This window comes from Paenibacillus sp. Y301, assembly GCF_059445505.1.
This window is the reverse complement of sequence record NZ_JCAIUL010000026.1, coordinates 1-26,146: the sequence shown is the minus strand read 5'-3', so window position 1 is coordinate 26,146 and position 26,146 is coordinate 1. Positions and strand designations below refer to the sequence as shown.

The 26,146-nt window shown below is 37.6% G+C and carries 21 protein-coding genes, 1 rRNA gene and 1 pseudogene; 20 read left to right on the top strand and 3 right to left on the bottom strand.

Translation table 11 applies throughout. The features are described 5' to 3' along the window. Window positions 1-18: 18 nt before the first annotated feature. From AC1D69_RS24460 to ligA, 19 genes are all read left to right on the top strand, one after another. A complete protein-coding gene (locus AC1D69_RS24460; RefSeq protein WP_495458719.1) occupies window positions 19-5,298 on the top strand; it encodes a glycoside hydrolase family 99-like domain-containing protein in 5,280 nt (1,759 codons plus the stop codon). Between the two features lie 108 nt (window positions 5,299-5,406). After that, window positions 5,407-7,419: a glucosyltransferase domain-containing protein gene (locus tag AC1D69_RS24455; protein WP_495458718.1), complete on the top strand. Its 2,013-nt coding sequence runs from the start codon at window positions 5,407-5,409 to the stop codon at window positions 7,417-7,419. A gap of 140 nt (window positions 7,420-7,559) precedes the next feature. Then, window positions 7,560-7,973 carry a sugar 3,4-ketoisomerase gene (locus AC1D69_RS24450; protein ID WP_495458717.1) on the top strand — a complete coding sequence of 138 codons (414 nt, stop codon included), beginning with the start codon at window positions 7,560-7,562 and terminating at the stop codon, window positions 7,971-7,973. Beyond that, window positions 7,970-8,524, top strand: coding sequence for an acyltransferase (locus AC1D69_RS24445; protein ID WP_495458716.1), 555 nt, complete (start codon window positions 7,970-7,972; stop codon window positions 8,522-8,524). Before AC1D69_RS24450 ends, AC1D69_RS24445 begins: the two co-directional genes overlap by 4 nt. 29 nt (window positions 8,525-8,553) lie before the next feature. Further along, window positions 8,554-9,651, top strand: coding sequence for a DegT/DnrJ/EryC1/StrS family aminotransferase (locus AC1D69_RS24440; RefSeq protein ID WP_495458715.1), 1,098 nt, complete (start codon window positions 8,554-8,556; stop codon window positions 9,649-9,651). Continuing rightward, on the top strand, window positions 9,632-10,567 hold the full coding sequence (locus AC1D69_RS24435; RefSeq protein WP_495458714.1) for a glycosyltransferase family 2 protein: 936 nt from the start codon (window positions 9,632-9,634) through the stop codon (window positions 10,565-10,567). Before AC1D69_RS24440 ends, AC1D69_RS24435 begins: the two co-directional genes overlap by 20 nt. After that, window positions 10,518-10,922, top strand: coding sequence for a GtrA family protein (locus tag AC1D69_RS24430; protein ID WP_495458713.1), 405 nt, complete (start codon window positions 10,518-10,520; stop codon window positions 10,920-10,922). Before AC1D69_RS24435 ends, AC1D69_RS24430 begins: the two co-directional genes overlap by 50 nt. A gap of 14 nt (window positions 10,923-10,936) precedes the next feature. Next, window positions 10,937-11,680, top strand: a complete 744-nt coding sequence (locus AC1D69_RS24425; protein ID WP_495458712.1) for a sugar phosphate nucleotidyltransferase — start codon at window positions 10,937-10,939, stop codon at window positions 11,678-11,680. A 19-nt stretch (window positions 11,681-11,699) separates the two neighbouring features. Continuing rightward, on the top strand, window positions 11,700-12,248 hold the full coding sequence (gene rfbC / locus AC1D69_RS24420) for a dTDP-4-dehydrorhamnose 3,5-epimerase (protein WP_495458711.1): 549 nt from the start codon (window positions 11,700-11,702) through the stop codon (window positions 12,246-12,248). Window positions 12,249-12,263: 15 nt separating this feature from the next. Next, on the top strand, window positions 12,264-13,286 hold the full coding sequence (gene rfbB, locus AC1D69_RS24415; RefSeq protein WP_495458710.1) for a dTDP-glucose 4,6-dehydratase: 1,023 nt from the start codon (window positions 12,264-12,266) through the stop codon (window positions 13,284-13,286). Then, window positions 13,283-14,146, top strand: coding sequence for a dTDP-4-dehydrorhamnose reductase (rfbD, locus tag AC1D69_RS24410; protein WP_495458709.1), 864 nt, complete (start codon window positions 13,283-13,285; stop codon window positions 14,144-14,146). The genes rfbB and rfbD overlap by 4 nt, the downstream gene beginning before the upstream one ends. Before the next feature lie 137 nt (window positions 14,147-14,283). Next, a complete protein-coding gene (locus tag AC1D69_RS24405) occupies window positions 14,284-15,222 on the top strand; it encodes a glycosyltransferase family 2 protein (protein ID WP_495458708.1) in 939 nt (312 codons plus the stop codon). An 86-nt stretch (window positions 15,223-15,308) separates the two neighbouring features. Further along, entirely contained in the window at window positions 15,309-16,220 is a 912-nt protein-coding gene (locus AC1D69_RS24400) for a glycosyltransferase family 2 protein (protein WP_495458707.1), read from the top strand. Further along, complete coding sequence (locus tag AC1D69_RS24395; RefSeq protein ID WP_495458706.1) at window positions 16,217-17,623, top strand: undecaprenyl-phosphate glucose phosphotransferase; 1,407 nt, start codon at window positions 16,217-16,219, stop codon at window positions 17,621-17,623. Before AC1D69_RS24400 ends, AC1D69_RS24395 begins: the two co-directional genes overlap by 4 nt. A 132-nt stretch (window positions 17,624-17,755) precedes the next feature. Further along, window positions 17,756-18,637 (top strand): phosphatidylinositol-specific phospholipase C/glycerophosphodiester phosphodiesterase family protein, encoded by an 882-nt coding sequence (locus tag AC1D69_RS24390; protein WP_495458705.1) that lies wholly within the window; start codon window positions 17,756-17,758, stop codon window positions 18,635-18,637. A gap of 184 nt (window positions 18,638-18,821) precedes the next feature. Next, entirely contained in the window at window positions 18,822-19,502 is a 681-nt protein-coding gene (gene pcrB / locus AC1D69_RS24385; protein WP_495458728.1) for a heptaprenylglyceryl phosphate synthase, read from the top strand. 21 nt (window positions 19,503-19,523) lie between these two features. Continuing rightward, window positions 19,524-19,688, top strand: a complete 165-nt coding sequence (locus tag AC1D69_RS24380; RefSeq protein ID WP_495458704.1) for a hypothetical protein — start codon at window positions 19,524-19,526, stop codon at window positions 19,686-19,688. A gap of 127 nt (window positions 19,689-19,815) precedes the next feature. Then, window positions 19,816-22,149 carry a DNA helicase PcrA gene (gene pcrA, locus AC1D69_RS24375; RefSeq protein WP_495458703.1) on the top strand — a complete coding sequence of 778 codons (2,334 nt, stop codon included), beginning with the start codon at window positions 19,816-19,818 and terminating at the stop codon, window positions 22,147-22,149. 43 nt (window positions 22,150-22,192) lie between these two features. Beyond that, entirely contained in the window at window positions 22,193-24,205 is a 2,013-nt protein-coding gene (gene ligA / locus AC1D69_RS24370) for an NAD-dependent DNA ligase LigA (protein ID WP_495458702.1), read from the top strand. 144 nt (window positions 24,206-24,349) lie between these two features. Here ligA and AC1D69_RS24365 read toward each other — a convergent pair. The 3 genes and pseudogenes from AC1D69_RS24365 to AC1D69_RS24355 form a co-directional block, all read right to left on the bottom strand. Further along, window positions 24,350-24,763, bottom strand: a pseudogene (locus AC1D69_RS24365) (molybdopterin-dependent oxidoreductase); the annotation flags it as partial. Between the two features lie 15 nt (window positions 24,764-24,778). Next, window positions 24,779-25,030: a hypothetical protein gene (locus tag AC1D69_RS24360; RefSeq protein ID WP_495458701.1), complete on the bottom strand. Its 252-nt coding sequence runs from the start codon at window positions 25,028-25,030 to the stop codon at window positions 24,779-24,781. 117 nt (window positions 25,031-25,147) lie between these two features. Continuing rightward, entirely contained in the window at window positions 25,148-25,600 is a 453-nt protein-coding gene (locus AC1D69_RS24355; RefSeq protein WP_495458700.1) for a hypothetical protein, read from the bottom strand. 421 nt (window positions 25,601-26,021) lie between these two features. On the opposite strand from AC1D69_RS24355, the gene AC1D69_RS24350 reads away from it, so the two are divergent. Next, a 16S ribosomal RNA gene (locus AC1D69_RS24350) occupies window positions 26,022-26,146 on the top strand; the annotation flags it as partial.

Here is a 26,146-nt window from a genome sequence, read left to right as displayed (position 1 = left end):
ATGATTGGAGTCGATCGCATGGCGAAGCTTAACTTGAAATACTACGAGAATGAGACGGAATATTCGGACGGAGTTACAATTGAAGATGAGATACTAGAGATTGTACGCTCAAAAAGCGATTCAAAGTTAGAAGAATTAAATAATGTTAGTTGGCCTGTATTTTACCACCTCTCTCAATTAAGACAGAATATTCTAAACTGGTATCCGTTTAAAAAGGACTGCACTATATTAGAAGTGGGTTCTGGTTGTGGTGCAATCACTGGATTACTGTGTGAAAAGGCAAAATATGTTGCTTCTGTTGAACTAACAGAGAAACGAGCAACTATTAATTATGAACGCCATAAAGAGTATGACAATTTAGAAATATTTGTAGGAAACTTAGGAAATATGCAATTCAATAATAAATTTGATTATGTCATTGTAAATGGCGTGTTGGAATATGCAGGTGGATTTACTTCAGGAGAAAAGCCATACGAAACGTTTATAAACATGTTATCAAATTCACTGAATGATGATGGATCTATTCTAATTGCAATTGAAAATAGATTGGGATTGAAATACTTCTCCGGTGCAAAGGAAGATCACACTGGAGAATTATTTGTAGGATTGGATGATTATCCATCGAACAAAAAAGTAAGAACGTTTTCTAAAAGCGAAATAACAGCATTAGTTGATAATTGTAACTTGAATATTGAAAAGTTTTATTATCCATATCCGGACTATAAGTTCCCAGAGGTTGTTTTTACGGATGGTGGATTTGACAAGGTACCACTTTCCTATGATGTTCATAGTTATGATACAGATCGCTATATGTTTTTTGACGAAATACAGATGCAAAACCTTTTGGTGAAAGAGGAAGCAGGTGCCTCCTTTGCCAACTCATTCTTAATTGATGTTCGTAAAAAGACCCTAAAGATAGAACAAAGTGATGAAGAAATATTATATGTGAAAATTAATGCTAATAGAGATGATTCATTTAAAATATGCACAGTAATCTATACTCAAGGGGAAGAAACGAAAGTAAAGAAGCAAGCCCTTTCAACAAAGGCTATTGGACATTTAGAACAAATGAATCATTTCTATCGCCAGAGAAATAAATTGAATCATGAAGTCTCTTTATTGCCTTCCCAACTGGTGGGTAATGATTTGGTGTGTGATTTTTTAGAATATCCTACAATGGAAAAGGTATTGTTGGGTGAAGAAGGTAAACATGACAAAGTAAGATTTTTGTCTATTTTACATAAGTTTTATTATATGCTCACTTCGTACGGTTCAATTGGGAATAACACATATTCCGAGAAGTTCCATGCTATATTTGGACCTATTAAATTTGATGATGAATTAGAATTTACGTCGTTTAATAATATAGATGTTTTATTTGACAATGTTTTCTATAACAATGACGAACTGATAATCTTTGACTATGAGTGGTTTGTTGACTGTGGTTTACCTATCAAATTTATTTTTTGGCGTTCTGTTAAAGAATTTTATGAGAAGCATAAGTATTCTACATCTCTTGTGTCAGAAGAAGAGATTTATCAAACATTCGAAATATCTGATGAAATGATACTAGTATTCTACCAATGGGAAGGATTCTTTTCAGCTAATTATGTCAAAATGATGGATAAGTCTGTCTATCAAAAAAAGACTATCTCTTTATCAAAAGTAGAATCCGTATTTGATGCTAATAATTGTACTGCAAACCTATACATAGATACTGGAAGTGGATTTAGTGATCAGGATAAGTGCCAGCAAATCTATGATGGTAGTTTGGAAGAAATAACTCTTGAATTTGATATTCATCAATATCCATATATAAAGAATATACGATTTGATCCGATTGAAGGACAATTATGCAAGTGTAAAATCGAATATGCTGAAATTGATGGATTGAAGGTTGAGTTCACACCATATAACGGGTATCCGTTTAACTCTGATGGAGATCTATTTCTAACAACCGACCCGGTTTACTTATTACATGATGAATTTATTGATGGAAAGATAGTAAAGATACATTGTTCAATGCAAATCCTCAGAGATGATCAGATATATGCTGAGGTTGTAAAAGGGACGGAATCGGAATTAGCTAGTAGAGAAGCGATTCAAAATACACATCATCAAGAACTTTTAAAGATATCAAAACAATACGATGATTTATCGATAGATCTACAGAAGAGTGAAAATAAAAACGAGCATATTACTATGGAATTTAATACATTAAGTTTAGAAAAAGATTCGCTAATTTCTGAGAAAATGGCGCTAAGCTCAGAAAGAGATTCGCTAGTTTCTGAGAAAAACTCATTAAGCTTAGAAAATGTTTCTCTAATCTCTGAGAAAAACTCATTAAGCTTAGAGAAGGATCTCATTACTTCTGAGCGTGATGCGTCTATGTTGGAAGCCTCTCTATTATTGAAGGAAAATCAATTATTGTCTTCCCAAAAAGCTATATTATCAAATGAATACCATGGGGTTATAAATTCAACGAGTTGGAAATTGACAAAGCCGTTGAGATTAACATTAGATACTGTAAAACTTGGGAAAAAGCAAGTGGTGAATATGATTAGAGAATACTACAAACTACTGAAGAAGACTGAGCAAAATGTTAAAACCAATGGATGGAGAAAAACAACTAAGAAGATTTTCGTTAAAGGAAAGGAAAGCCTTGCAAATGTAAAGGAATCTGGAAAAATTGCTGAAATAGTCCAAACAAGTGATATTTGGCAAGAGATCGATCAATGGATCGATCAAACTCCTCATAGCTTTATAGATATTTTCCATGTTCCAATGGGATGGAACACGCCATTATTTCAACGGTTTCAACACTTATCTCTTCAAGCAGGGAATGTAGGAGGGATATCGTTCTATGGTGCACATCCATTAGTGGATAAGGATATCGAAGTGTGTGAATTCATTTCACCTACCCTTTGTATTGTGAATCTTGATAATTATGAAGTGAAAAAGAAACTATTTGAAATATTGGATAGAAAGTCGGGTCTTAAAATCATTCGGTTGCAGTCTATTGATCTAGCTACGACTATTGAAGAATTGGAATCATTTCTTGCAAAGGGCTATGCTGTTCTTTATGAATATATAGATGAAATCACACCGCAAATAACTGGGAATATTCCTAAGTTTGTGCTTGAAAGACACGAATATGTTTTGAGAAACGAAGAAATTTCTGTTGTTGCAACCTCTGATAAACTGTTTGATCAGGTTAAACCTTATCGTAGACGTAATATGGACATGATCACAAATGGTGTTGACTATGAACATTGGAATGTAGATCGTAATAATATTGAGTGTCCTATAGATATTCAACAGATTGTAAATAAAGGGAAAACTATTATTGGGTATCATGGTGCACTTGCACAGTGGATTGACTATGATCTACTTAAAAAGTTAGCAGATGATAACAGGTATATTCTATTATTGATTGGCTACGAACATGATGATCATTTGAAGGAAAGCGGTCTTTTGGAATATCAGAATGTTTATTTTATTGGTTCGAAACCATATATTCAGTTGAGTCAATATGCTGCATTTTATGATATTGCTATATTGCCCTTCATTATAAATGATATTACAAAGTCTGTTTCTCCTGTAAAGATTTTTGAATATATGGCGCAGCAAAAACCTGTAGTCACTTATGCACTACCAGAGTGTCTAAAATATAAATCTTGTTTAATTGCAAATACAGAGCAGGAATTTATTAATCATGTAAATGAAGCGATGACTTTACGTTTTGACACTGATTATTGTGGTCTGTTAAAACAGGAAGCGTTAGAAAATACATGGCAATCTATTACACAAAAAACAGTCGATTTAGTGAGAAATAATGATTCAATTCGGTCAATGCCGATTAGTGAAGTTAATGTGCCTAGTCATTCGTCTGAGGGTGCTATTGATATAGAACAACCAATCATAACACCGCCTCAAGAAAAGGCAGGTTATCGTGTGTTAAAAAAAATATTTTGGAAACTTCCGATTTTATCTCCAAGATCAAAAGAAAAATTCCTGTTTAAGGTGAAGAAGTCAATAAGACCATCCCTTTTGTCTTATTCACCTGAGGAACAGGAAAACATTGAAATTCGTCCAGTTCTAACTTCTAATGCAGTAGTAGAGTACAATTTAGATCAGAAAAATTATATTGAGCAAATATTAAGAATCCCTGATAAAGATGAATCTGCGTATGTGCCGATTACAGAGACACCTTATCGTCGTCAAAGTAGTGATAGTAAAATAATTGCATATTATCTCACGCAATTTCATCCTGATCAGCATAATGAGGAATGGTGGGGTAAGGGAGTAACAGAGTGGAATAATGTTTGCCGTGCAGTTCCTCAATTTGTGGGACACTATCAACCAAGATTGCCGGGTGAACTTGGATTTTATGATTTAAGACTAAAGGAAAATATGATGCGACAGATCGAATTGGCACAAATGCATGGAGTTTATGGATTTTCCTTCTATTACTATTGGTTTGATGGAGAGCGGCTACTTGAAAAGCCGATTGAGATGTTCCTTGCAGACGAAAGTTTAGATTTCCCATTTTCTCTTTGCTGGGCTAATGAAAACTGGACCAAACGTTTCGATGGGACCAACTCGGGTATTTTGATGGAACAGCCGAAAAGCGTTGAAAGTTATAAAAATGTAATTCACGATATGGTTCGGTTTTTAAAGGATAAACGTTATATAACTGTGGAAGGTAAAAAGGTGATAACCGTTTATAGACCGGCATTGATGCCAGAACCCAACACAGTCCTTCAATATTGGCGTGAATATTGTCATGAGCAGGGAATCGGTGAATTATACATTATTGCTGTAAAAGAAAACATGGTGGAGCTCGACTTACTCGGCATAGGCTATGATGCAATTTCAGAGTTCCATCCAGGCACTGTGTATACAAACTTAAAGAATATCACTCAAGATATTGATTATATCCGTAGCGACTTTTCTGGTGAGGTTTTTGACTACAAAGATCTAGTAGAGAATCAGAAATACTTTAATTACAACTTACCAAAGCTTTATCGTGCTGTAATGCCAATGTGGGATAATACCGCTCGTAGAAATAATAAAGGCATGATTTTTCAAGGCGCTACACCTGCGTTATATAAACAATGGCTCAAAGATGTGATACTAGAAGGTAAGAATAGAACGGATTTAGATGATCAGATGGTGTTTATTAATGCGTGGAACGAGTGGGGTGAAGGAGCATATCTGGAACCGGATAAGAAATACGGTTATGCTTATTTACAAGCTACAAAAGAAGCGGTAGAAGAATCTAGAATTGCAAAATAAATTATATCGGTATGGGGTAAAAAATAATTAATAGTTATATTATTTCGTTGAGAGTTAAAAACGTAATCTAATAGTGGCAACTTATTTAGTAAGGAGTAGGACGAAAAAATGAGATGGGTTAAGGAAGTATCTAGTATGTTGAATGTAGAATCCCGGTTATTTTTACAATATCTAAAAGATAATAAATTGTTATGTGGTATTGTAATATTTGTTGCCTTATTTGCATATGGGTTTCCTCTAACACATTTTACTCTTTCAATTGATGAAGAAAAATCGTTATTTTCAGATTCTATTAATTCTGTATGGAGTGGACAGGGACGTTTTGGAATAGCATTACTTAAATTATTGCTTAATAATACACTTACTAATTCAGTAACTAGTACGTATTTAGCAGTAGCTACTTTTAGTTTTAGCGGTATAATTTGGGCTTATGTATTTAATAGTTCAAATGTAAATAGAGATAAGTCTGGAGGATTCGATACACCTGGTCTTATTACCGCGTTAATGTTTGTAACATTCCCAGCCTTTTCGGAAAATATTGGATTTTCAATAATGAGTTTTGAATTAGGGCTAGGATGGATCATGACTTCATTTGCTACTTTGTTGGTTTTTAAGTGGGCAGTTTTAAAAAGAAGCTATTTCTATATGTTTGGTGGATTGATATTAACTACATTTGCAACTTCTATATATCAATCATATTTACCAGTCTTAATATGTGGAGTAATTGTATGTTCAATTATATACGTAATGTCTTCCCAAAAAATTAATAAAAAGGTTAGCGTTAAAGAATATATTTTAACAATATTAAAATATATTCTTATTGCTACAATGAGCTTAGTACTATATAAAATAATTGATAAAATAGTAGGGAAGTTTATCCCACAGTCTGGATATGTTTCGAACTTTGTAGCGTGGGGCAAGAGTGATACTACTGAGATAATGAATAGTTTGTTAGGCTATTATAAAAATCTAATAATGGGAAACCTTATTTATGGGAGTTACGTAATACTTCCAAGTCTTATTGCTGTTTTAATTGTTTTCTCTCTTATTCTCTTTAGAATTATTACTAAAAAATATTATAAGTCCAATATGTTTATTATAACTGTGTCATTACTGGGATTTATTATAACTCCATTTTTGATGTCAATACTGTTAGGTTCTCCTATGCCTGTTAGAGTAAATCTAGCGTTGTCATTATTTGTTTCATCCGCTTGGTATTTACTATATATTGCATTTGAAAAGAAAACATTGCATAAACTTGTTGTTATTTTAACGTTATTTGTTAGCTTTCATCAATCTCAATCAATATCACAGTTATTTTATAGTGATTACAATAGATATCAAGAGGATGTAAAACTAGCACACCAAATTGGATACAGAATTTTAGAGCTAAATATGGGAGAAATTCCATCACAACCAGTTATATATATTGGAAACCATATACAACATCAAAGGGAAAATATAATAAAGCAAGAGGTTTTAGGGTTTTCCTTTTTTGAATGGGATGGGGGTAACCCAATAAGGATAAGCAAATTTATGAGATCATTAGGATATGAATATATTGATCCTACTGAAGAACAAAGAAATAGAGCACTTGAAATTTCTGAGAACATGCCAGCTTGGCCTTATAAGAATTCAGTAGCATTAGTAAATGATCTAATAATTGTGAATTTGTCTGATAATACAGATAAATATAAGTTAGATTTATATCAACATAAAGAAGGAAATCTTAAATATAGTGATGTTATTTATGAAATGAATTTGGATGCCTCAAAATTAGGCTATTATGATTTAGAAATTAACACAAATGAAAATAAGCTAGTTCTAAAATCAGGAAAAATAGATCCACAAATTTCCTTTACACATGATAAACTAAGCAATACTTCATTTGACTATATTTCATTTGAGTTTGAATCAAATATTGAAGGAGAAATGCAAATATTCTTAATGCAGGAGAATGGAAGTTATGGGGAAAAGTACAGTGGATTCATAAAAATAGAAAAAGGGATTAATAGAATTTATTGTAATAGGCAGGATTTAATGAGTAATGTGTCTGGAATTAGAATAGATCCTCCTAATAATTCAATTGTTGAAATAAAGAGTATTAAGTTTATTAAATAAAATATTTATTTAATAGAAGATGCTGATTAAGAGCGCAGACACATTAATTAATATTTCTTATTAGGTGATTGGTGATTTTGAGATTGCTAGTATTAATCTGTAAGAGAAAATGCATTCATATGTGAGGAGATAGTATGAGATTGAATACAATTAATATGGATAGCTCTCTATTGAGTATTGGTGTGTTAGGAGATAAACGCGGATATCTAACGGTAATAGAAGAAAATAACACAATTCCATTTGATATTAAAAGAGTATTTTACATCTATGGAACAATGGAGCAAGTTCGAAGAGGATATCATGCCCATTATAAAACGAGACAAGCTTTAGTATGTGTATCAGGTAATTGTAAAGTATATCTAGATAATACGAAGCGAAAAACGGATGTTCTACTAGATTCACAAACAAAAGTCCTTATTCTTGAACCAAATGACTGGCATGAAATGTATGACTTCTCGTCAGATTGTGTTCTTCTTGTGCTCGCTTCCCATCTATATGATTCAGAGGATTATATTCGTGATTACGATAAATTTATTGAGGTGTATGGCTCATGAGTAAATATTTCATTCATTCCCAGGCTATTGTTGAAACAGATAATATAGGAGAAGATACTCGAGTATGGGCATTTGCTCATATTTTACCGGGTGCTGTACTAGGTTCGAATTGTAATGTGAATGACCATACCTTTATTGAAAATGATGTGATTATAGGGGACAATGTTACAGTCAAATCAGGCGTTTATATATGGGATGGTTTGAGGATAAGTGATAATGTCTTTATTGGTCCTAATGTGACTTTTACTAATGATATGCGACCCCGCTCTAAGCAGTATCCGAGTACCTTTTTAAGCACTATTCTTGAAGAATGGTCTTCTATAGGTGCTAACGCAACGATTATAGCAGGCAATACAATAGGTAAGTATTCTATGATTGGTGCCGGTTCTCTTGTTGCAAAGAATGTTCCAAACAATACGTTATGGTATGGTAATCCTGCTGAATTCAAGGCGTATATTTGTAATTGCGGAGAGAAGCTAAATAAAGAATTTTTGTGTACAAGTTGCAATAAGCAATACTCTTTGAAAGATGGAAACATTGTTGAGTTGTAATAAAATTCAATAGAAATAGGTGGGTTAAAATGATCCCGTTCCTCGATCTGAAGAAAATCAATTTACGTCATGAAGAAGCTATATTAAATAGTGTCCATAAAGTTCTGCATTCGGGATGGTACATTTTGGGTGATGAAGTTAAAATATTTGAATCAGAGTTTGCGGATTTCTGTGGGACAAAATATGCTCTGGGTGTGGCTAACGGTTTGGATGCGTTAGAGTTGATTATAAGAGCATATGGTATTGGACCTGGAGATGAGGTGATTGTACCTTCTAACACGTACATTGCATCCATATTGTCTATTTCTGCTAATGGGGCTACGCCTGTGTTAGTAGAACCTAATATACTAACATATAATATCGACCCTGATAATATTGAGGCAAGCATCACTCCTAATACGAAAGCAATTCTGGTTGTACATCTATATGGGCAAGTATGTAATATGGCCCCGATTCAGAGTATTGCAGCGAAATACAATCTGAAAATAATAGAAGATTGTGCACAAGCTCACGGGGCAGTTTACGCAAATCAAAAGGTAGGAGCTTTAGGGGATGCTGCTGCGTTTAGTTTTTATCCTGGTAAAAACCTAGGTGCATTAGGAGATGCGGGAGCAATTACCACGAGTGATGAAGATTTATATCAAAAGATTATTGCACTAAGAAACTATGGCTCTCATAAGAAATATGAGAATTTATTCAAAGGATATAATAGTAGATTAGATGAAATACAAGCGCCTATCTTGAGTGAGAAATTGAAATTCTTGGATGCGGATAATGATTACAGAAGAAGTATAGCAAACTATTACTTGAATAATATTCATAATGGGCATGTTGTATTACCTTATGTTGAAGAGAAATCTAAATCACATGTGTGGCATGTATTTGTAGTTAGAATATCAAATAGAAGTGATTTTATTAGTTATATGAATGATCACGGAATTCAAACTATGATTCACTATCCAATTCCTCCTCATAAGCAAGAAGCATATAAAGAGTGGAATGAATTAACTTTTCCTATATCCGAGAAGATTCATTTAGAAATAGTTAGTCTCCCAATAAGTCCGGTCATGGATATGGAAGATGTACAAAGAATCGTGGAGGTTGTGAATGAGTACAGACCGCATTAAATTATCTATTGTTGTTCCAGTGTACTATAACGAATTAAATATTCCACATACGATTCCAAGATTGCAGAACTTACAGAGTATTATGCCGGATTGTGATTTTGAATTTATTTTTGTAGATGATGGATCGAAGGATAATTCATTTCAGTTGTTAATAGAAGCTAGAGAACAAGATCCTAGGATAAAAGTCATTAAACTAAGCCGGAATTTTGGTTCAATGTCTGCGATACAAGCTGGTTTAGGATACACTACTGGCGATTGCGTTGGTATTATTGCTGCTGACTTACAAGATCCACCAGAATTATTTAAGGAGATGGTGGAACATTGGAAACTAGGAAAGAAGGTTATTCTTGCCACAAGGGCAGATCGTGAAGAATCTTTCTCTCAGAAAATGTTCTCTAATACCTATTATTATTTGCTGGAGAAACTGGCGTTAAAGGGTTATCCAAAAGGTGGATTTGACTTTTTATTGATTGATAAACAAGTTGTCCATGAAGTGGTTGAAATCCAAGAGAAGAACACAAACATCATGAGTCTCATTTATTGGTTAGGATATGATCAAGTACAAATCCCTTATATAAGACAGGAAAGAAAGCTTGGGAAATCAAGGTGGACACTTTCCAAAAAGATAAAACTTTTTGTTGATTCTTTTATTAGTTTCTCATATTCACCTATTCGATTTATGTCCTTCATTGGATTTATAACAGCGATATTAAGTTTTTTGTATGGTGTTTTTGTTATAATGGGTGCTATATTCGGGTTTATAGAACTTCAAGGATGGACTACCATTATTGCTCTTATTACTTTTTTGTTAGGTATGATTATGATTATGTTAGGTATTATAGGTGAGTATCTTTGGAGGATATTAGATGAAAGTAGAGAACGACCATCCTACGTTATTGACAAAACTTTTAAGTAAGGAGTTCTTGAAATTTGTAATTAGTGGTGGGATTAATACATTAGTCACATATCTAGTCTATTTATTGCTTCTCATATTCTTGAATTACTCCTTATCTTATACAATCTCTTATGTAGCAGGGATATTTTTATCCTACTATTTAAATACAGTTTTTGTGTTTAAAGAAAAGGTCTCATTTAACAAATTTATAAAGTTTCCTATTGTGTATCTAGTTCAGTACTTAATTAACATCTTGATGTTGTATATTCTAGTTGAACATGTCCACTTATCAACTCAAATTGTTCCTTTAATTGTTATTGTAGTGACAATTCCTATAACATACACACTTTCTAAGCTAATTATTAAAAGTAAATGAATGGAGGCAACATAATGAAAGGCATAATTCTAGCAGGTGGTACAGGCTCTCGCCTCTATCCCTTAACCAAAGTTACTAATAAGCATCTTCTTCCTGTAGGTAAATACCCTATGATTTTTCATTCTGTGTATAAACTTAAGCAAGCAGGTATCGAGGATATTCTCATCGTCACAGGTAAAGATCATATGGGGGATGTAGTCAACCTTCTTGGTAGTGGTCGAGAAATGGGCGTTTGTTTTACATACAAGGTTCAGGATGAAGCTGGGGGCATTGCGCAAGCTCTTGATCTGGCCGAACATTTTGTTGGGGAAGATCAAATGATTGTTATCTTAGGAGATAATGTATTCGAAGATGATATCACTCCATATGTTCACAATTTCAAAGAACAGAAGAATGGTGCGAAGATCCTAATTCAGGAAGTACAAGATCCTAAGCGATTCGGGGTACCTGAACTTCAAGGAGAGCGGATTGTTTCTATTGAAGAGAAACCTGAAGAACCCAAATCAAATTATGCTGTAACAGGGATCTATATGTTTGATCATCAAGTATTTGATATTGTGAAAACTCTAAAACCTTCTAACCGAGGAGAATTGGAAATCACGGACGTGAATAATGCATATATTAAACGTAATGAGTTAACGTATGATATTCTTCAAGGTTGGTGGACGGATGCGGGTACACATGCCTCACTAGCCCGGGCTAACGAGTTATCGCAAAATTTGAATTTTGGAGAAGCATTCGGGAAATTAAAACTATAATATAAGGAGGAATTAAGTTATGAAAGTCACTCCTCTAAAATTACAGGGTGCAATTATAATAGAACCAGTTGTCCATGGAGATAGCCGTGGCTATTTCATGGAAAGTTATAATGATGCTCTATTGCAACAACATGGAATTAAATATGATTTTATCCAAGACAACCAATCTCTTTCGGCAGAACCAGGAGTTCTGCGAGGTCTTCACTATCAACTCAATCCTAAGGCTCAGACAAAGTTGATTCGTGTACTTTCGGGTGCCATTTATGATGTCATCGTGGATATCCGTCGTAATTCACCTACCTTTGGTCAATGGGTGGGGGTCATTTTAAGTGAACACAATCATCGTCAACTGTTAGTTCCGAAGGGCTTTGCTCACGGTTTCTGCACGTTGGTACAGAACACTCAAGTTTTCTACAAAGTAGATGAATATTATTCGCCGGAAAATGATCGCGGCATACTATGGAATGATCCAGTATTAAATATTGATTGGCCGACATCAAGTCCAATACTTTCGGATAAAGATCAACGTCATCCGCTACTTCAAGATGCGGAACTTAATTTTGAGTAGGGGGTATATCATTTTATGAAACTATTAGTTACTGGTGGTGCCGGATTTATTGGTAGCAATTTCGTTATATACATGCTGCAACAGCATCCTAATTACCAGATTGTAAATCTTGATGCGTTGACTTACGCAGGAAATCTAGAAAATCTTAAATCTATAGAAGATCATCCGAATTACACCTTTGTCAAAGCAGATATTACAGATGCAAAGGCAATTGATCAAATCTTCCAGCAAGGTATCGATGTGGTCGTTAACTTTGCTGCGGAGTCGCATGTAGACCGGAGTATCTTGGAGCCAGAAGTGTTTGTGAAGACCAATGTGTTGGGTACACAGGTTCTACTTGATGCTTCTAAGAAGTATGGCGTGACAAAGTATGTACAAGTATCTACGGATGAAGTCTATGGTTCACTTGGAGAAACGGGTCTATTTATGGAGAGTACGCCTTTAGAGCCTAATAGTCCATATTCTGCAAGTAAGGCTGGAGGAGACCTGTTGGTTCGTGCATACCATGAGACATTTGGACTACCTGTGAATATCACTCGTTGTTCTAATAACTATGGACCTTACCAGTTCCCTGAGAAGCTTATCCCATTGATTATATCTCGTGCACTGAATGATCAGGCTTTACCTATTTATGGTGATGGGCTGAATATTCGCGATTGGCTTTATGTTGAAGATCACTGTAGTGCCATTGATCTTGTCATTCATGAAGGACGTGTGGGTGAAGTGTACAATATTGGTGGTAACAATGAACGTACGAATCTTCATATTGTAAAGACGATCCTACAGGAGTTAAATAAACCTGAATCTCTCATTACTTATGTTGAGGATCGATTAGGCCATGATCGTCGTTATGGAATAGACCCTACGAAGCTAACAGAAGAGTTAGGTTGGAAGCCGAAGCATAATTTCGAGACGGGTATTAAAGAGACGATCCAATGGTATTTGAATAATAAAGATTGGATGACTCGTATTCAATCAGGTGAATACCAACAATATCAGATCACACAGTATGGAGAACGCCTAGGAGATTCACTATGAAAGTAATTGTGACAGGGGCAACAGGACAATTGGGGACAGATGTCGTTCATAACCTTCGTAGCAACGGTCATGATGTACTGGCATGCGATCGTAACGAGATGGATATTACAGATTTGGCTCAATGCCAACGGGTGATTGGTCAATATCAACCGGATGTCGTTATCCATTGCGCAGCATACACAGCAGTTGATGCTGCTGAGACCGATATAGACGGTGCTTATAAGGTGAATGCCGTAGGTACGAGAAATATAGCGGTAGCTGCTGAAAGCATCGGATCGAAACTGATCTATATCAGTACCGATTATGTATTTGATGGGACTAGTATAGAGCCATACCAAGAGTATGATAATACCAATCCTCAAAGTATTTATGGGAAGTCAAAGCGTGCTGGCGAGGTGTTAGTTCAAAGCTTATCTTCGCGATTTTTTATCGTTAGGACCTCATGGGTTTACGGTATACATGGAAATAATTTTGTCAAAACAATGTTGCGTTTAGGGCAAGAGAAGCCCTCTCTTAAAGTCGTACATGACCAGAAGGGTTCTCCAACCTATACAGTTGATTTAGCCAACTTCTTAATAGAAATTATGGAAACTGAGAAATATGGCATTTATCACGCATCCAATAGTGATACATGTACATGGTATGAGTTTACACAGGCGATTTTTGAAGAGGCTCGTCAGTTAGGACTTAACATTATTGCCAATCCAGAACCTTGTTCGACAGCTGAATTCCCACGTCCAGCTCATCGACCAGCTAATTCGGTGATGGAACATCTGTCCATCCGAACGAATGGTTTCAAGGATTTACGTCCTTGGGGAGAAGGGTTAAAGGATTTCCTTATAGAATTTACTTCTAAATAAATAATAGTATCTGAGTCTCTCGATCAAGATGAATTGATCGAGGTTTTTTTTGTACAGAACAAAACATCTAATTTACTATCTTAAAAAATGGTATAATACAAGGCATTAACTGTTTTAGCTATGAAGGAGGTACAGGGTTGGAACAATTCAGAGTACAAGTGCTATTATCTACTTATAACGGTGAGAAATATATAGATGATCAATTGAAGAGTTTACTTTCACAGAAAAGCGTTGAACTCCATATTGTAATCCGCGATGATGGGTCGTCTGATGGTACTGTAGGGAAAATACATAAATACATGGCGCAATATCCAGACCAAATAAGTATGACTGAGAATGAGAATCTTGGAGTTGTAGGAAGCTTTTTTGATTTGATAGGCAGAGCCACAGATGGATATGATTACTATGCATTTTGTGACCAAGATGATGTATGGAACGATAACAAGCTAATAAAGGGAATATCTCTTCTAACTCAGAAGAGGCAAGGACAACCATTAATGTATTGTGCAGCGACGCAAATGGTAGATCAGAGCTTAGCGCCTATAAATATTTGGCCTAATTTCCCGGAAAAACCACTCTCTCTCTATAATGCATTAATCGAAAATGTATGTGTCGGTTGTACAATGATTATCAACAAAGAGGCTTTGAATATTGTGCGTTGTAATACCCCATGTAATTTAGAGAATGTTATTATGCACGATTGGTGGATTTATTTAGTCGTGTCTACTTTTGGAGAAGTCGTGTTTGATTCGGAACCTAGCATTCTTTACCGTCAGCATCAATCCAATGCCCTAGGTGGGTCGACAGATGGGTGGATGGACAAATGGAAGAAGCGATCTCGGAGATTTCTGAATGGACAGAATCATTATATCCTTAGTAATCAAGCTAAGGAATTTAAGACGGTATATACACAATTAATGGACTTTAAACAAAGAAATGAAGTTAATGAACTTATACGAATACAACAACAAAACGTAGTTAAGCGCGTTATATATATATTGAAGACTCCCTTTTATAGACAATCACGCATTGATAACATCGTTTTTAAAATTGTCTTTATAGCAGGCAAGTTCTAATATTCTATATTTCTCCTGATTTATCCCACCTATGTTATAATAATGTCGATAGATTACTATTTTTGTCAGGAAGAAGTGTTTTGAACATGGATTTAAGTATTTTGATAGTTAATTACAATACATGCAAGCTTACAATGGACTGTCTGCAGTCCGTATTTGCCTCAAATACAGGTTATACCTATGAAGTGATAGTCATAGATAATCACTCTAGTGATACATCTATTGAGAGCATTTCGGTAGAGTACCCTCAAGTGACACTAATCGCTAACGATGAGAATACGGGTTTTGCAAAAGCAAACAATCAAGGGATGGAGATAGCCAAAGGGAGACATATCTTACTCCTTAATTCTGATACAATAATTCATGAGGATACGATCCAGACGATGATTTCATTTATGGATGAGAACCCTACCATAGGAGCCTCGGGATGCAAAGTTATTTTACCAAATGGTTCGCTAGATAAGGCATGCAAACGTGGATTCCCGACGCCATCAGCGTCTTTTTATTATGCATTTGGTTTATCTAAGTTATTCCCGGATCGTCCGAAGTATAATCAGTATCAATTGGGGCATCTCGATCCAGATGAAGAGTATCCAGTGGATTGTTTGGTTGGTGCCTTTATGTTGGTTAGAAGTGAGAGCATAGAACAGGTAGGAGGACTGGATGAGACCTTCTTCATGTATGGTGAGGATATTGATTGGTGTTATCGGATCAAACAAGCGGGGTGGGGTATTTATTATTACCCTCGTACAACAATTGTTCATTACAAGGGGGGAAGCGCACGTCGCAGACCCACTCGTATCATTTATGAATTTCATCGTGCCATGGCAGTGTTTCATCATAAACATTACAAAGACCAATACTTTTGGGGTGTTAACGGCGTTATATATATGGGTATAGGTTTGAAATTTACGATGGCTTATCTTAAGAACAAGCTTACTAGTAGATCGAAGCCTGTTTCGAAACCCGAAGACAATCAGGTGGAGGTGAGGTCGTGATCCGGAGAAGTCAAGGATTATTGACTCAATTATATATTTTAACGGATTTCGCTGTGGTGCAATTGTCATTCCTGCTTGCATGGTGGCTTAAATTTGAAAGCGGCTGGGTTCCTTATGAGACTCCGATGCCTATAGAGAATTATTTCCTTTGGAGTCTGGTCTACGGTGCGATTGCCATAGTAACAGGTGTTGTAATAACACTCTATTCTCCGAAGAGAAAGAAAAGATTTGCAGATGAACTTTTTAAAGTCATACAAGTCCACTTTATCAGTTTATTTGTCTTGATTAGTATTATGTTTGTCATAAAAGAAATTGATATTTCCCGTGTATATTTAGCTTTTTATCTGGCTTTTAATATCTTACTAATAATATTATATCGTTATGTTCTTAAAGCATCCCTTAAGCATTATCGTGAGAAAGGCTACAATCGACAATTTGTATTGATCGTAGGAGCAGGATCGCTAGGCAAACGCTTCTACAACAATCTGAGACAGTACCCCGAATTGGGGTATGAGGTCGTGGGTTTCTTAGATGATAATCAAGTGTGGGATAGCCTAGAGGAGCGACATTTCAAACCCATTCTTGGTAAATTGGATGATTTGGAGAATATACTTACTCAAGAACTCATAGATGATGTTGTTCTGGCCCTACCTCTTGATGCGCATTCAAAGTATACGGATATCATCGTTCAGTGTGAGAAGGCAGGCGTACGAACTCTTATTATTCCGGATTTCTATGATTACTTACCGGCACGACCTTATTTCGATAATTTTGCAGGAATGCCTATGATTAATGTAAGAGATATTCCGCTCGATGTGGCAGGAAATCGTTTGTTTAAGAGATTATTCGACATTATCTTTGCTCTCTTTGCCATTATTATAACTTCGCCAATTCTGTTGGCTGTAGCTATAGGTGTGAAATGTACCTCTCCGGGCCCAATCATATTTAGACAAGAACGCGTCGGGCTTAATCGTCGTAACTTCATGATGTATAAATTCAGGTCTATGAAGTTCCAGCCTAAGACCGTTGTGGATACGGGATGGACCACCGAGAATGATCCCAGACGAACCCGCTTCGGTACGTTCTTACGCTCGACTAGCTTAGATGAGTTACCTCAATTCTTTAATGTATTATTTGGACATATGAGTGTTGTTGGACCACGTCCGGAACGTCCCTATTATGTGGAACAGTTCCGTGATGAGATTCCTAAATATATGGTTAAACATCACGTGCGTCCAGGGATTACAGGGTTAGCGCAGAGCGAGGGCTTACGTGGCGATACATCTATTGAAGATCGGATTAGCCACGATATATTCTACATTGAGAATTGGACTATTCTGTTAGATGTCAAAATCATCATGAAGACGATTAGGAATGGATTTAAGAATACCAACGCCTATTGAGTGGGTATACCTAATCTGTACATAATGTTCCTCTTCAGTAGAGCAATCACTAATACCCCGTTTTGTCCTAGACAAGATGGGGTATTAGTATGTAGTGCACTTTGGCTAATGACTACAAAGGTTGTGATACTCATGAGAAAATTATTCGCGTTACTAATATTAGTGGGAATTGCGACTGGACTCATACTTACTTCTTCTAGAGGAGAATCTAGTGACAGTAGTCCTGCTCAATTTTCAGATTATAAACTCATCTCACATGCTATGGGTGGGATCCAGGATCAAGCGTATACGAATTCCTATGAAGCTTTTGTCGCGAATTATGAACAAGGGAATCGGGTATTTGAGGTAGACCTTTTATTGACGGAAGATCATCAAGTGGTAGCTCGACATGAATGGACACAAGCCATGACGAAGGAACTCGAACAAGAGGAGGAACTTCCTGAGGACCGTCAAGCTGTTCCGCTGACATCTAAGGAGTTTAAAGAAAGTGCTATTCTGGGGAAATTAACTCCGTTGGATTGGAGCGATATCCTCGATCTTATGGAAGAGTATCCAGACATCTATATAGTGACTGATACGAAGGAACAGAAACAGGAAGAACTATTAAGCAATATAGTGAAGGAAGCTAAAAAAAGACATAACCCTGATCTTTTCCAGCGAATCATTCCGCAGATTTATGACCAACCGATGTTGAAAACAGTACAAGGAGTTTATGACTTCCCATCGATCATTTATACATTATATGCTTCACAAGATACGGATGAAGAAGTCATTGATTTCGTGGAACAGAATAACATTACCGGCGTTACGATGCCAGAGAATCGCACAAATGAAGAGTTCATCTCTAAACTAAATGATGCAGGTGTGCTGACTTATGTACACACAATAAATAATATCGCTGATATGAAAAAGTATGAGAATATGGGCATCTATGGTTTTTATACGGATGATCTGTCAGAAATGGTTCTACAATCAGCGAGTACGAAAAAGTGGTATGTACTGGGTTCCAAATAGATATTATGCAAAATAAGATAATAAGTATGCCTACTCTCTCAGGAGTTTAGGCATATTTGCACGTGTTCATCGAACATAATAAAATGTTCGTATTCAATGCGAACAGATTGACACTACTCCCTTGCTGTCATAGACTAGATTTATAGCTTTATGAAGATTCGTGGAGGTATGAAATTTGAAGGAAATGTTGAAGTCTTGGAGACATGTGTTTAAGCTTGATCCTGATCGTGAGATGGATGAACAGAGTTTGAATGCAGTATGTCTATCTGGTACGGATGCTATAATGGTAGGAGGCTCTACAGGAGTTACGTATGAGAATACGGTAGATCTATTATCACGTATACGACGGTATGAATTACCATGTGTACAGGAAGTATCTGATATGGAAGCTATCGTCCCAGGATTTGACCTCTACATGATTCCGATGGTGCTGAATAGTTCTGATCCTTCATGGATTGTAGGACATCAACAGCAGGCCATAGATCGGTATGGTTATATGATTCCTTGGGAGTTGCTTGTAACGGAAGGTTATATTGTAATGAACCCCGACTCCGCCGTTGCACGACTTACAGGAGCTAACGCAAATCTGGATACATCAGGAACGATTGCGTACGCGCAAGTGGCAGACAGGCTTATGTCGTTACCCATCGTGTATTTGGAATACAGCGGTACTTTTGGAGATATGGAGACCGTAAGGGCGGTTCATCATAAACTAACCAATGCGCAATTGATCTATGGCGGAGGAATTAAAGACCTAAATACGGCAAAACAAGCAGCCGCAGTTAGTGATACGATAGTGGTTGGTAACATTCTTTATGAGGATTTAGAACAAGCATTACAGACAGTACAGGCTGTGAGGAAATAATTGTAGTATTAACGGCTCTAAATGGCATTAAGCAATAATCAGTGTTTGTTAAAAACAATGGTTGATGCAATTGATCATAGCTTCGGTGCCGGAATTGTCTTGAAGAAACGTAGTGGTCGCCTACAGGTTTTCCGTAGGAAAGCTACTTCGGAAGCATATGCTTTGACATTGGATTTCTACCGCTGAGGGGTTTATATATTATCAAGAAATCTGAGGGCAACAGCGATCGTAAGGACAATCCGTCACCGTAGAGGGGCATCACACACAATTTTTTCATCACCACAATACAGATATTTGGAAGGAGCATGCACGCATGCAACCTATTGATATACATGAAGCAATCAAACGACTCAATCCACCGCAGCAAGAAGCAGTGAAAGCCACAGACAAGCCACTTTTAATTATGGCAGGAGCGGGGAGCGGAAAGACGCGGGTGTTAACACACCGGATCGCGTACCTTATTGCAGAACGTAAAGCTCCACCTTGGGCCATTTTGGCGATTACGTTTACGAACAAAGCAGCACGTGAAATGCAAGATCGTGTATCGAAGCTAGTAGGGAGAGAAGGACGAGATATTTGGGTATCTACCTTTCACTCGATGTGCGTTCGTATTTTGCGTAAAGATATTGAACGGATTGGATTCTCATCAAGTTTTTCTATTCTAGATTCCACAGATCAATTATCTGTTATCCGTAGTTGCATGAAAGAATTAAATATCGATACGAAGAAATTCGAACCTAAAGCCATCCAATCGATAGTTAGTGCGGCTAAGAACGAGTTGTTATTACCAGATCAATTTGAACAGAAGGCATCAGACTATTTCGAAGAACTAGCAGCTAAAGTATATAAAATGTATCAAAGACGACTGAAGTTCAATAACTCGCTAGATTTTGATGATCTTATTATGACAACGATTCAGTTGTTTAGAGAAGTGCCTGAAGTACTCGATTTTTATCAGAAAAAATTTCAATATATCCACGTTGACGAATATCAGGATACCAACCGTGCACAGTATATGTTATGTCGTATGTTGGCCGAAGGTCATAAGCGTATTTGTGTAGTAGGAGATAGTGATCAATCCATCTACCGCTGGCGTGGTGCAGATATCAGTAATATCTTGAATTTCGAGAAGGACTATCCTGAAGCACAGACGATTTTCTTGGAACAGAACTATCGATCAACTTCGAATATTCTGAACGCAGCGAATGAAGTCATTAATCTGAACACCGGCCGGAAACCGAAGAAGTTGTGGACCGACAAAGGAGAAGGCGCCAAGATTAAAGTATATCGTGCCAACTCGGAACATGATGAAGGATACTTTGTTACCTCAGAGATCAGTAAGAATGTGAAAGAAGGACAATCGTACCAGAATCATGCGATCCTTTATCGTACGAATGCACAGTCTCGTGTTATAGAAGAAATTCTAATCAAATCAGATATACCTTATCAGATTGTAGGCGGCATTAAGTTCTATGATCGTAAAGAAATTAAAGATCTTCTAGGATATTTAAAGCTATTATCAAATCCTGATGATGATATCAGTTTAACTAGAATTATTAATGTACCGAAGAGAGCAATTGGGGATACGACAGTAGCTAAGTTGGCAGCAGCAGCTTCAGAACGAGGTACTTCTATTTTCCGTGTGTTGCAATATGTGGACGATTTAGGTTTTGCAGGTCGGACCCGAGATGCGCTGGTAGGATTCTACGATATGATTGAGTCATTACATCGAATGGTAGAGTTTTTATCGGTGACCGAATTAACAGAGAAGATTCTGGAGTTATCCAAATATCGTATAGAACTCGAAGCTGAGAAGACCATTGAGTCTCGTTCCCGCTTAGAGAATATTGATGAGTTCTTGTCTGTAACAATGGAATTTGAGAAGAATAATGAAGATAAGACGTTAGTCTCTTTTCTAACAGATCTGGCTTTGATTGCAGACATCGATAGTGTGAATGACGATCCAGAAGAACAAACGGATTCCGTTATCCTGATGACCATGCATAGTGCAAAAGGGTTGGAGTTCCCTGTTGTCTTCATCGTCGGAATGGAAGAAGGGGTATTCCCTCACAGTCGTGCATTCTCTGATAATGAAGAGTTGGAAGAAGAACGTCGCCTTGCTTATGTAGGGATTACACGTGCTGAGAAGCAGCTATTTCTCTCTTGCGCACAGATGCGTACCTTGTTTGGACGGACGACTGCGAATAAACCCTCTCGCTTTTTAGAGGAAATCCCGGATGAACTTAAAGAAGACACTGTGATGACACGGGATCGTGATCGATATCAGCGTGGAGGTACTAGTGGTGGCTCTTATGGAGGGCGTAGTTTAGGGAACGGTGGAGGAAGCAACTTTGGTCGTAGTGGATCGAACTCCTCTCTTAGTGGATCTACCGCTTCAGCATCATCTTCACAAAGTCGCGTGACTGTTACTACATCTATGAAGGCAAATACCGCTCCAGACGGAAGTGCCTCTGATCCAACTGCGCTCAAGGCAGGAGATAAGGTGTCCCATGGTAAATGGGGTGTCGGTGTAATTGTCTCTATAAAAGGTAGCGGGAATGATACGGAGTTACAGATTGCTTTTCCAGCACCTGTGGGTGTGAAACGCTTGTTAGCGGGATTTGCACCGATTACCAAGGTGGAGTAACAAGAGCACGAATTACAATTGAATGACGGAGGGATACGCCCGCATGGATTCGATGCATACCATGGAGCAGCTCGTAGCTGAGCTTAACAAGTATAATTATCATTACTATACAATGGACACACCTCTCGTAAGTGATAAGGAGTATGACGTTCTATATGATCAGTTGGTACAGTTAGAGAAGGACAGTGGCATGATACTTCCTGATTCACCAACACAGAGAGTAGGAGGAGAGCTACTCAAAGGCTTCGAGCCTCATCGTCATCTCTCACCGCTCTGGAGTCTGGATAAGGCTCAGAACATTGACCAACTTCGTAGTTGGAATAACCGGGTCATCAAACTAGTCACAGATTATAACAGCAAGAACCCTGACAAACCTTTGCCCAATCCATGTTACGCTGTTGAACTGAAGTTCGATGGATTGACGCTTAATCTGACTTATCAGGACGGAAGATTAGTTCAGGCAGCGACTCGTGGAAATGGCGTTGTGGGTGAAGGGATTCTTGCTCAGGTCAAGACGATCAAATCAGTGCCGCTTACGATTCCATTCTCAGAGGGAACGATTGAAGTTCAAGGTGAAGGTATTATGAATTTATCCGTCTTGAGCGATTATAATCTAACGGCGGCTGAGCCACTTAAGAATGCGCGTAATGCTGCAGCGGGGGCACTTCGTAACTTGAACCCGAAGGCAACGGCCTCTCGTCGATTAAGTGCCTATTTCTACAATGTAGGGTATAGCGACACCACTACGTTTGATAGCCATCAAGAAATGATGGACTACTTACACAAGAATCAATTTAAGGTCAATCCATTTATTACGTACTTCGAGAACTTCGATGATGTTACGGAAGAATTGGCGAAGATCGTAGAACGCCGTGCAGGTCTGGATTACCTTATTGATGGAGCGGTTATAAAAATTGTTGATATGGAAACAAGAGGTGTACTCGGATACACAGATAAATTCCCAAGATGGGCTGTTGCATACAAGTTTGAAGCGGAAGAGACGACTACGGTATTGCAATCTGTATCATGGGAAGTAGGTCGTACCGGTAAAATCACGCCAGTAGCTCGAGTAGAAGCAGTTGAACTTGCAGGAGTTACGGTGCAGAACTGTACGTTGAACAATATCGGAGATATTGAACGTAAGAACTTGAAGCATGCCTTAGGTGCTAGAGTGTTTATTCGCCGATCCAATGACGTTATTCCAGAGATTCTGGGTAAGGTAACCGAAGAGAGTGATGGGGAAGAGATTGTGTTCCCGACACATTGTCCTTCATGTGGGTTTCCATTGGAGCAGAAGGGTGCGCATCTATTCTGTCACAACAGCCTTGATTGTAAGCCACAATTAATTGGCCGAATTACTCATTTTGCCTCTCGTGATGCGATGGACATCGACACGTTTAGTGTTATGACTGCTGAACAACTGAACACGGAATTGGATGTACGCGAACCTGCAGACCTGTATACGTTGACCTTTGAAGATCTAGTTAAGTTAGATCGATTCGGGGAGAAAAAGGCGAATAATCTGCTGCAAGCCCTAGAGAAGAGCAAAGAACGTGACCTTGCTTCATTTCTTTATGCATTAGGTATCCCTAATACGGGTAAAGCGACAACCCGAATGTTGGCTGAACATTATCGTGAATTACAGGCGGTAATGGAAGCGACGGTTGAGGAATTAGTGGTATTACCGGACGTTGGCGGAATCGTAGCTGAGAGTATCGTGAACTTTTTTGCGGATCCTTTTATGCAAGCGGGGATTAATCGGATGCTCGCATTAGGCGTTCAAGCGAAAGCGCCTGAGGCACCACGAGTTATCAAAAGCGATTCATTCTTTAGTGGGAAGACGGTTGTATTAACAGGTACGCTACACCAGTTAACCAGGGATGAAGCCGCGGATAAGCTAGAAGCGTTGGGCGCAAAAGTTACAGGTAGTGTATCAGCTAAGACGGATCTCGTTATTGCTGGGGAGAAGGCAGGTAGTAAACTCGCCAAAGCCCAAAAGCTTGGTATTCATGTGATCGAAGATGAGGATGAGTTTATTCGCCTATTGGAGATATAGATATATAACAATGCAGTAGCCCTGAATGTTGAAGAGGCTACTGCATTTTTTTAGTATAAAAGAGTATTTAACAGTTCGCTGTCCTGATTAGTAATCATCTCCATAGAGATAGGTACTGTTTATTTGGGGATTACCATGTGGCGTTTAATAGGGTATTTTATTTGACCTAGATACCCAGGCATCTTTGTCATATCCTCGTTCTTCCCAGTAACCGGTGTAATCACCTTGGATTAATTCAATTCGGTTTAACCATTTCACAGACTTATATGCAAACATGCGGGGTACGATTAGGCGGACTGGACCTCCATAATCAGCAGGAATAACTTCACCGTCATGAAGAACAGCGACGAGTACATCATCCATTTGCGCTTGTGTTAGTGTTAGTGAATCGGTATATACCCCATCACCCGAGTAGAATTTAACGGTAGTTGCCTCTAATTTAATGCCAGCTTCTTTCAAAAAGGTTCTAAGTGGAATGCCCTCCCAAGTATTCTTATATACTGACCACCCCGTAACGCAATGGAAGTCACTTACTTGGACAGTACGACTTAACGCAACGAATTGTTCCCAATTCTAAGTCGAAGGATGATCAACTAAGCCATCTATCGTAAAAGACCAATTGCTGTTATTAAAAGTCGGGATTGGTGTAACTGTGTACACTCTGAAGTCACCTTGGGCTCCACCACCGATAGGAGGCAGTGAAGATACAGCAGGTTGTGGTGCAGGAACTAGATTGTTAGGGTTAGAGCTAAGAGCGTCTTTCATACTTTGACCAGCACCAAGACTGTGACTGACCCATTTGATAAAAGAAGGACCCAACGTCACGGCAACGCCAATGCCAACGATGGACTTAATAAATGCGCGACGAGTATATAAGGGTTGTGAGGAGCTGGGAATCTGAGTCTGTTGTTTGGATCCTGTTTTTACGCTTCTTTTCTCAGGTTACTTAAGCCATCGAGTGCGTGTGATGGAATGATAAATGATATACGGTAGTCCAATCCAAGTGAGTAGATCATGAACAAGAAGTGCAGAGTTCAACCAACTCGGATCGAATGCACGAATTTGCCACAGGATAATCCCTGAACCAATCCAACCTATTAGTAAAGTTAGAACAAATATTACGTTGAACTTTTGCCATGGCTTTCCTCGGAGTTGTCTCCAATGTTTCTTCACAAGTAGAAGGTAATATACGATGGGGATCAGGAGAACTAGGCCGACACCTACATGAAGCCATTTGAGCCATACGCGACCTTCGCCTAGGAATTCTCTCCAGAAGCTACTCGGTAGAATTAAACCGCTAAGAGCTAAAATAACTACAATCCATGCATTCCAATAATGAATAGAGGCTAGTTTCGGACCATAACCTTTAGTTGTTCTATTTAGCCACTCTTTCAATAGCGTTTCCCTCTTCTTTTTGAGTTGATTATACCTTTTTACAAGATGTTTTTGACATTGCTCCATTCTAATGAATAGAGACGAATTATAAAAAGATATGTTCACTCTTAGAAATGTAGAAAAAGAAGTTAAATAGTTTATGAAAAAAAGCTTGCATTATGTCGAATAACATGTTAAATTATTAAATGTCGCTTCAAGCAAACGACTTAACAAACTTCTAATCACCTGAAAAAAAGAGTTGACTTAGAAGAATGAAAATGATATGATTTAATTCCTGTGAAAAACATGAAGATGTTGATTACAGAGATTAATAAGTTCTTTGAAAACTGAACAAATGGATGATGTGAATTTTTTAAAATAAAGAACATTTATGTTCTTGTCAGTTTGTTTCAAAATGAGCATATCGCTCTTTCTAAATACCAATTTGGAGAGTTTGATCCTGGCTCAGGACGAACGCTGGCGGCGTGCCTAATACATGCAAGTCGAGCGGAGTCGTTTTGGAAGCTTGCTTCCAAAACGACTTAGCGGCGGACGGGTGAGTAACAC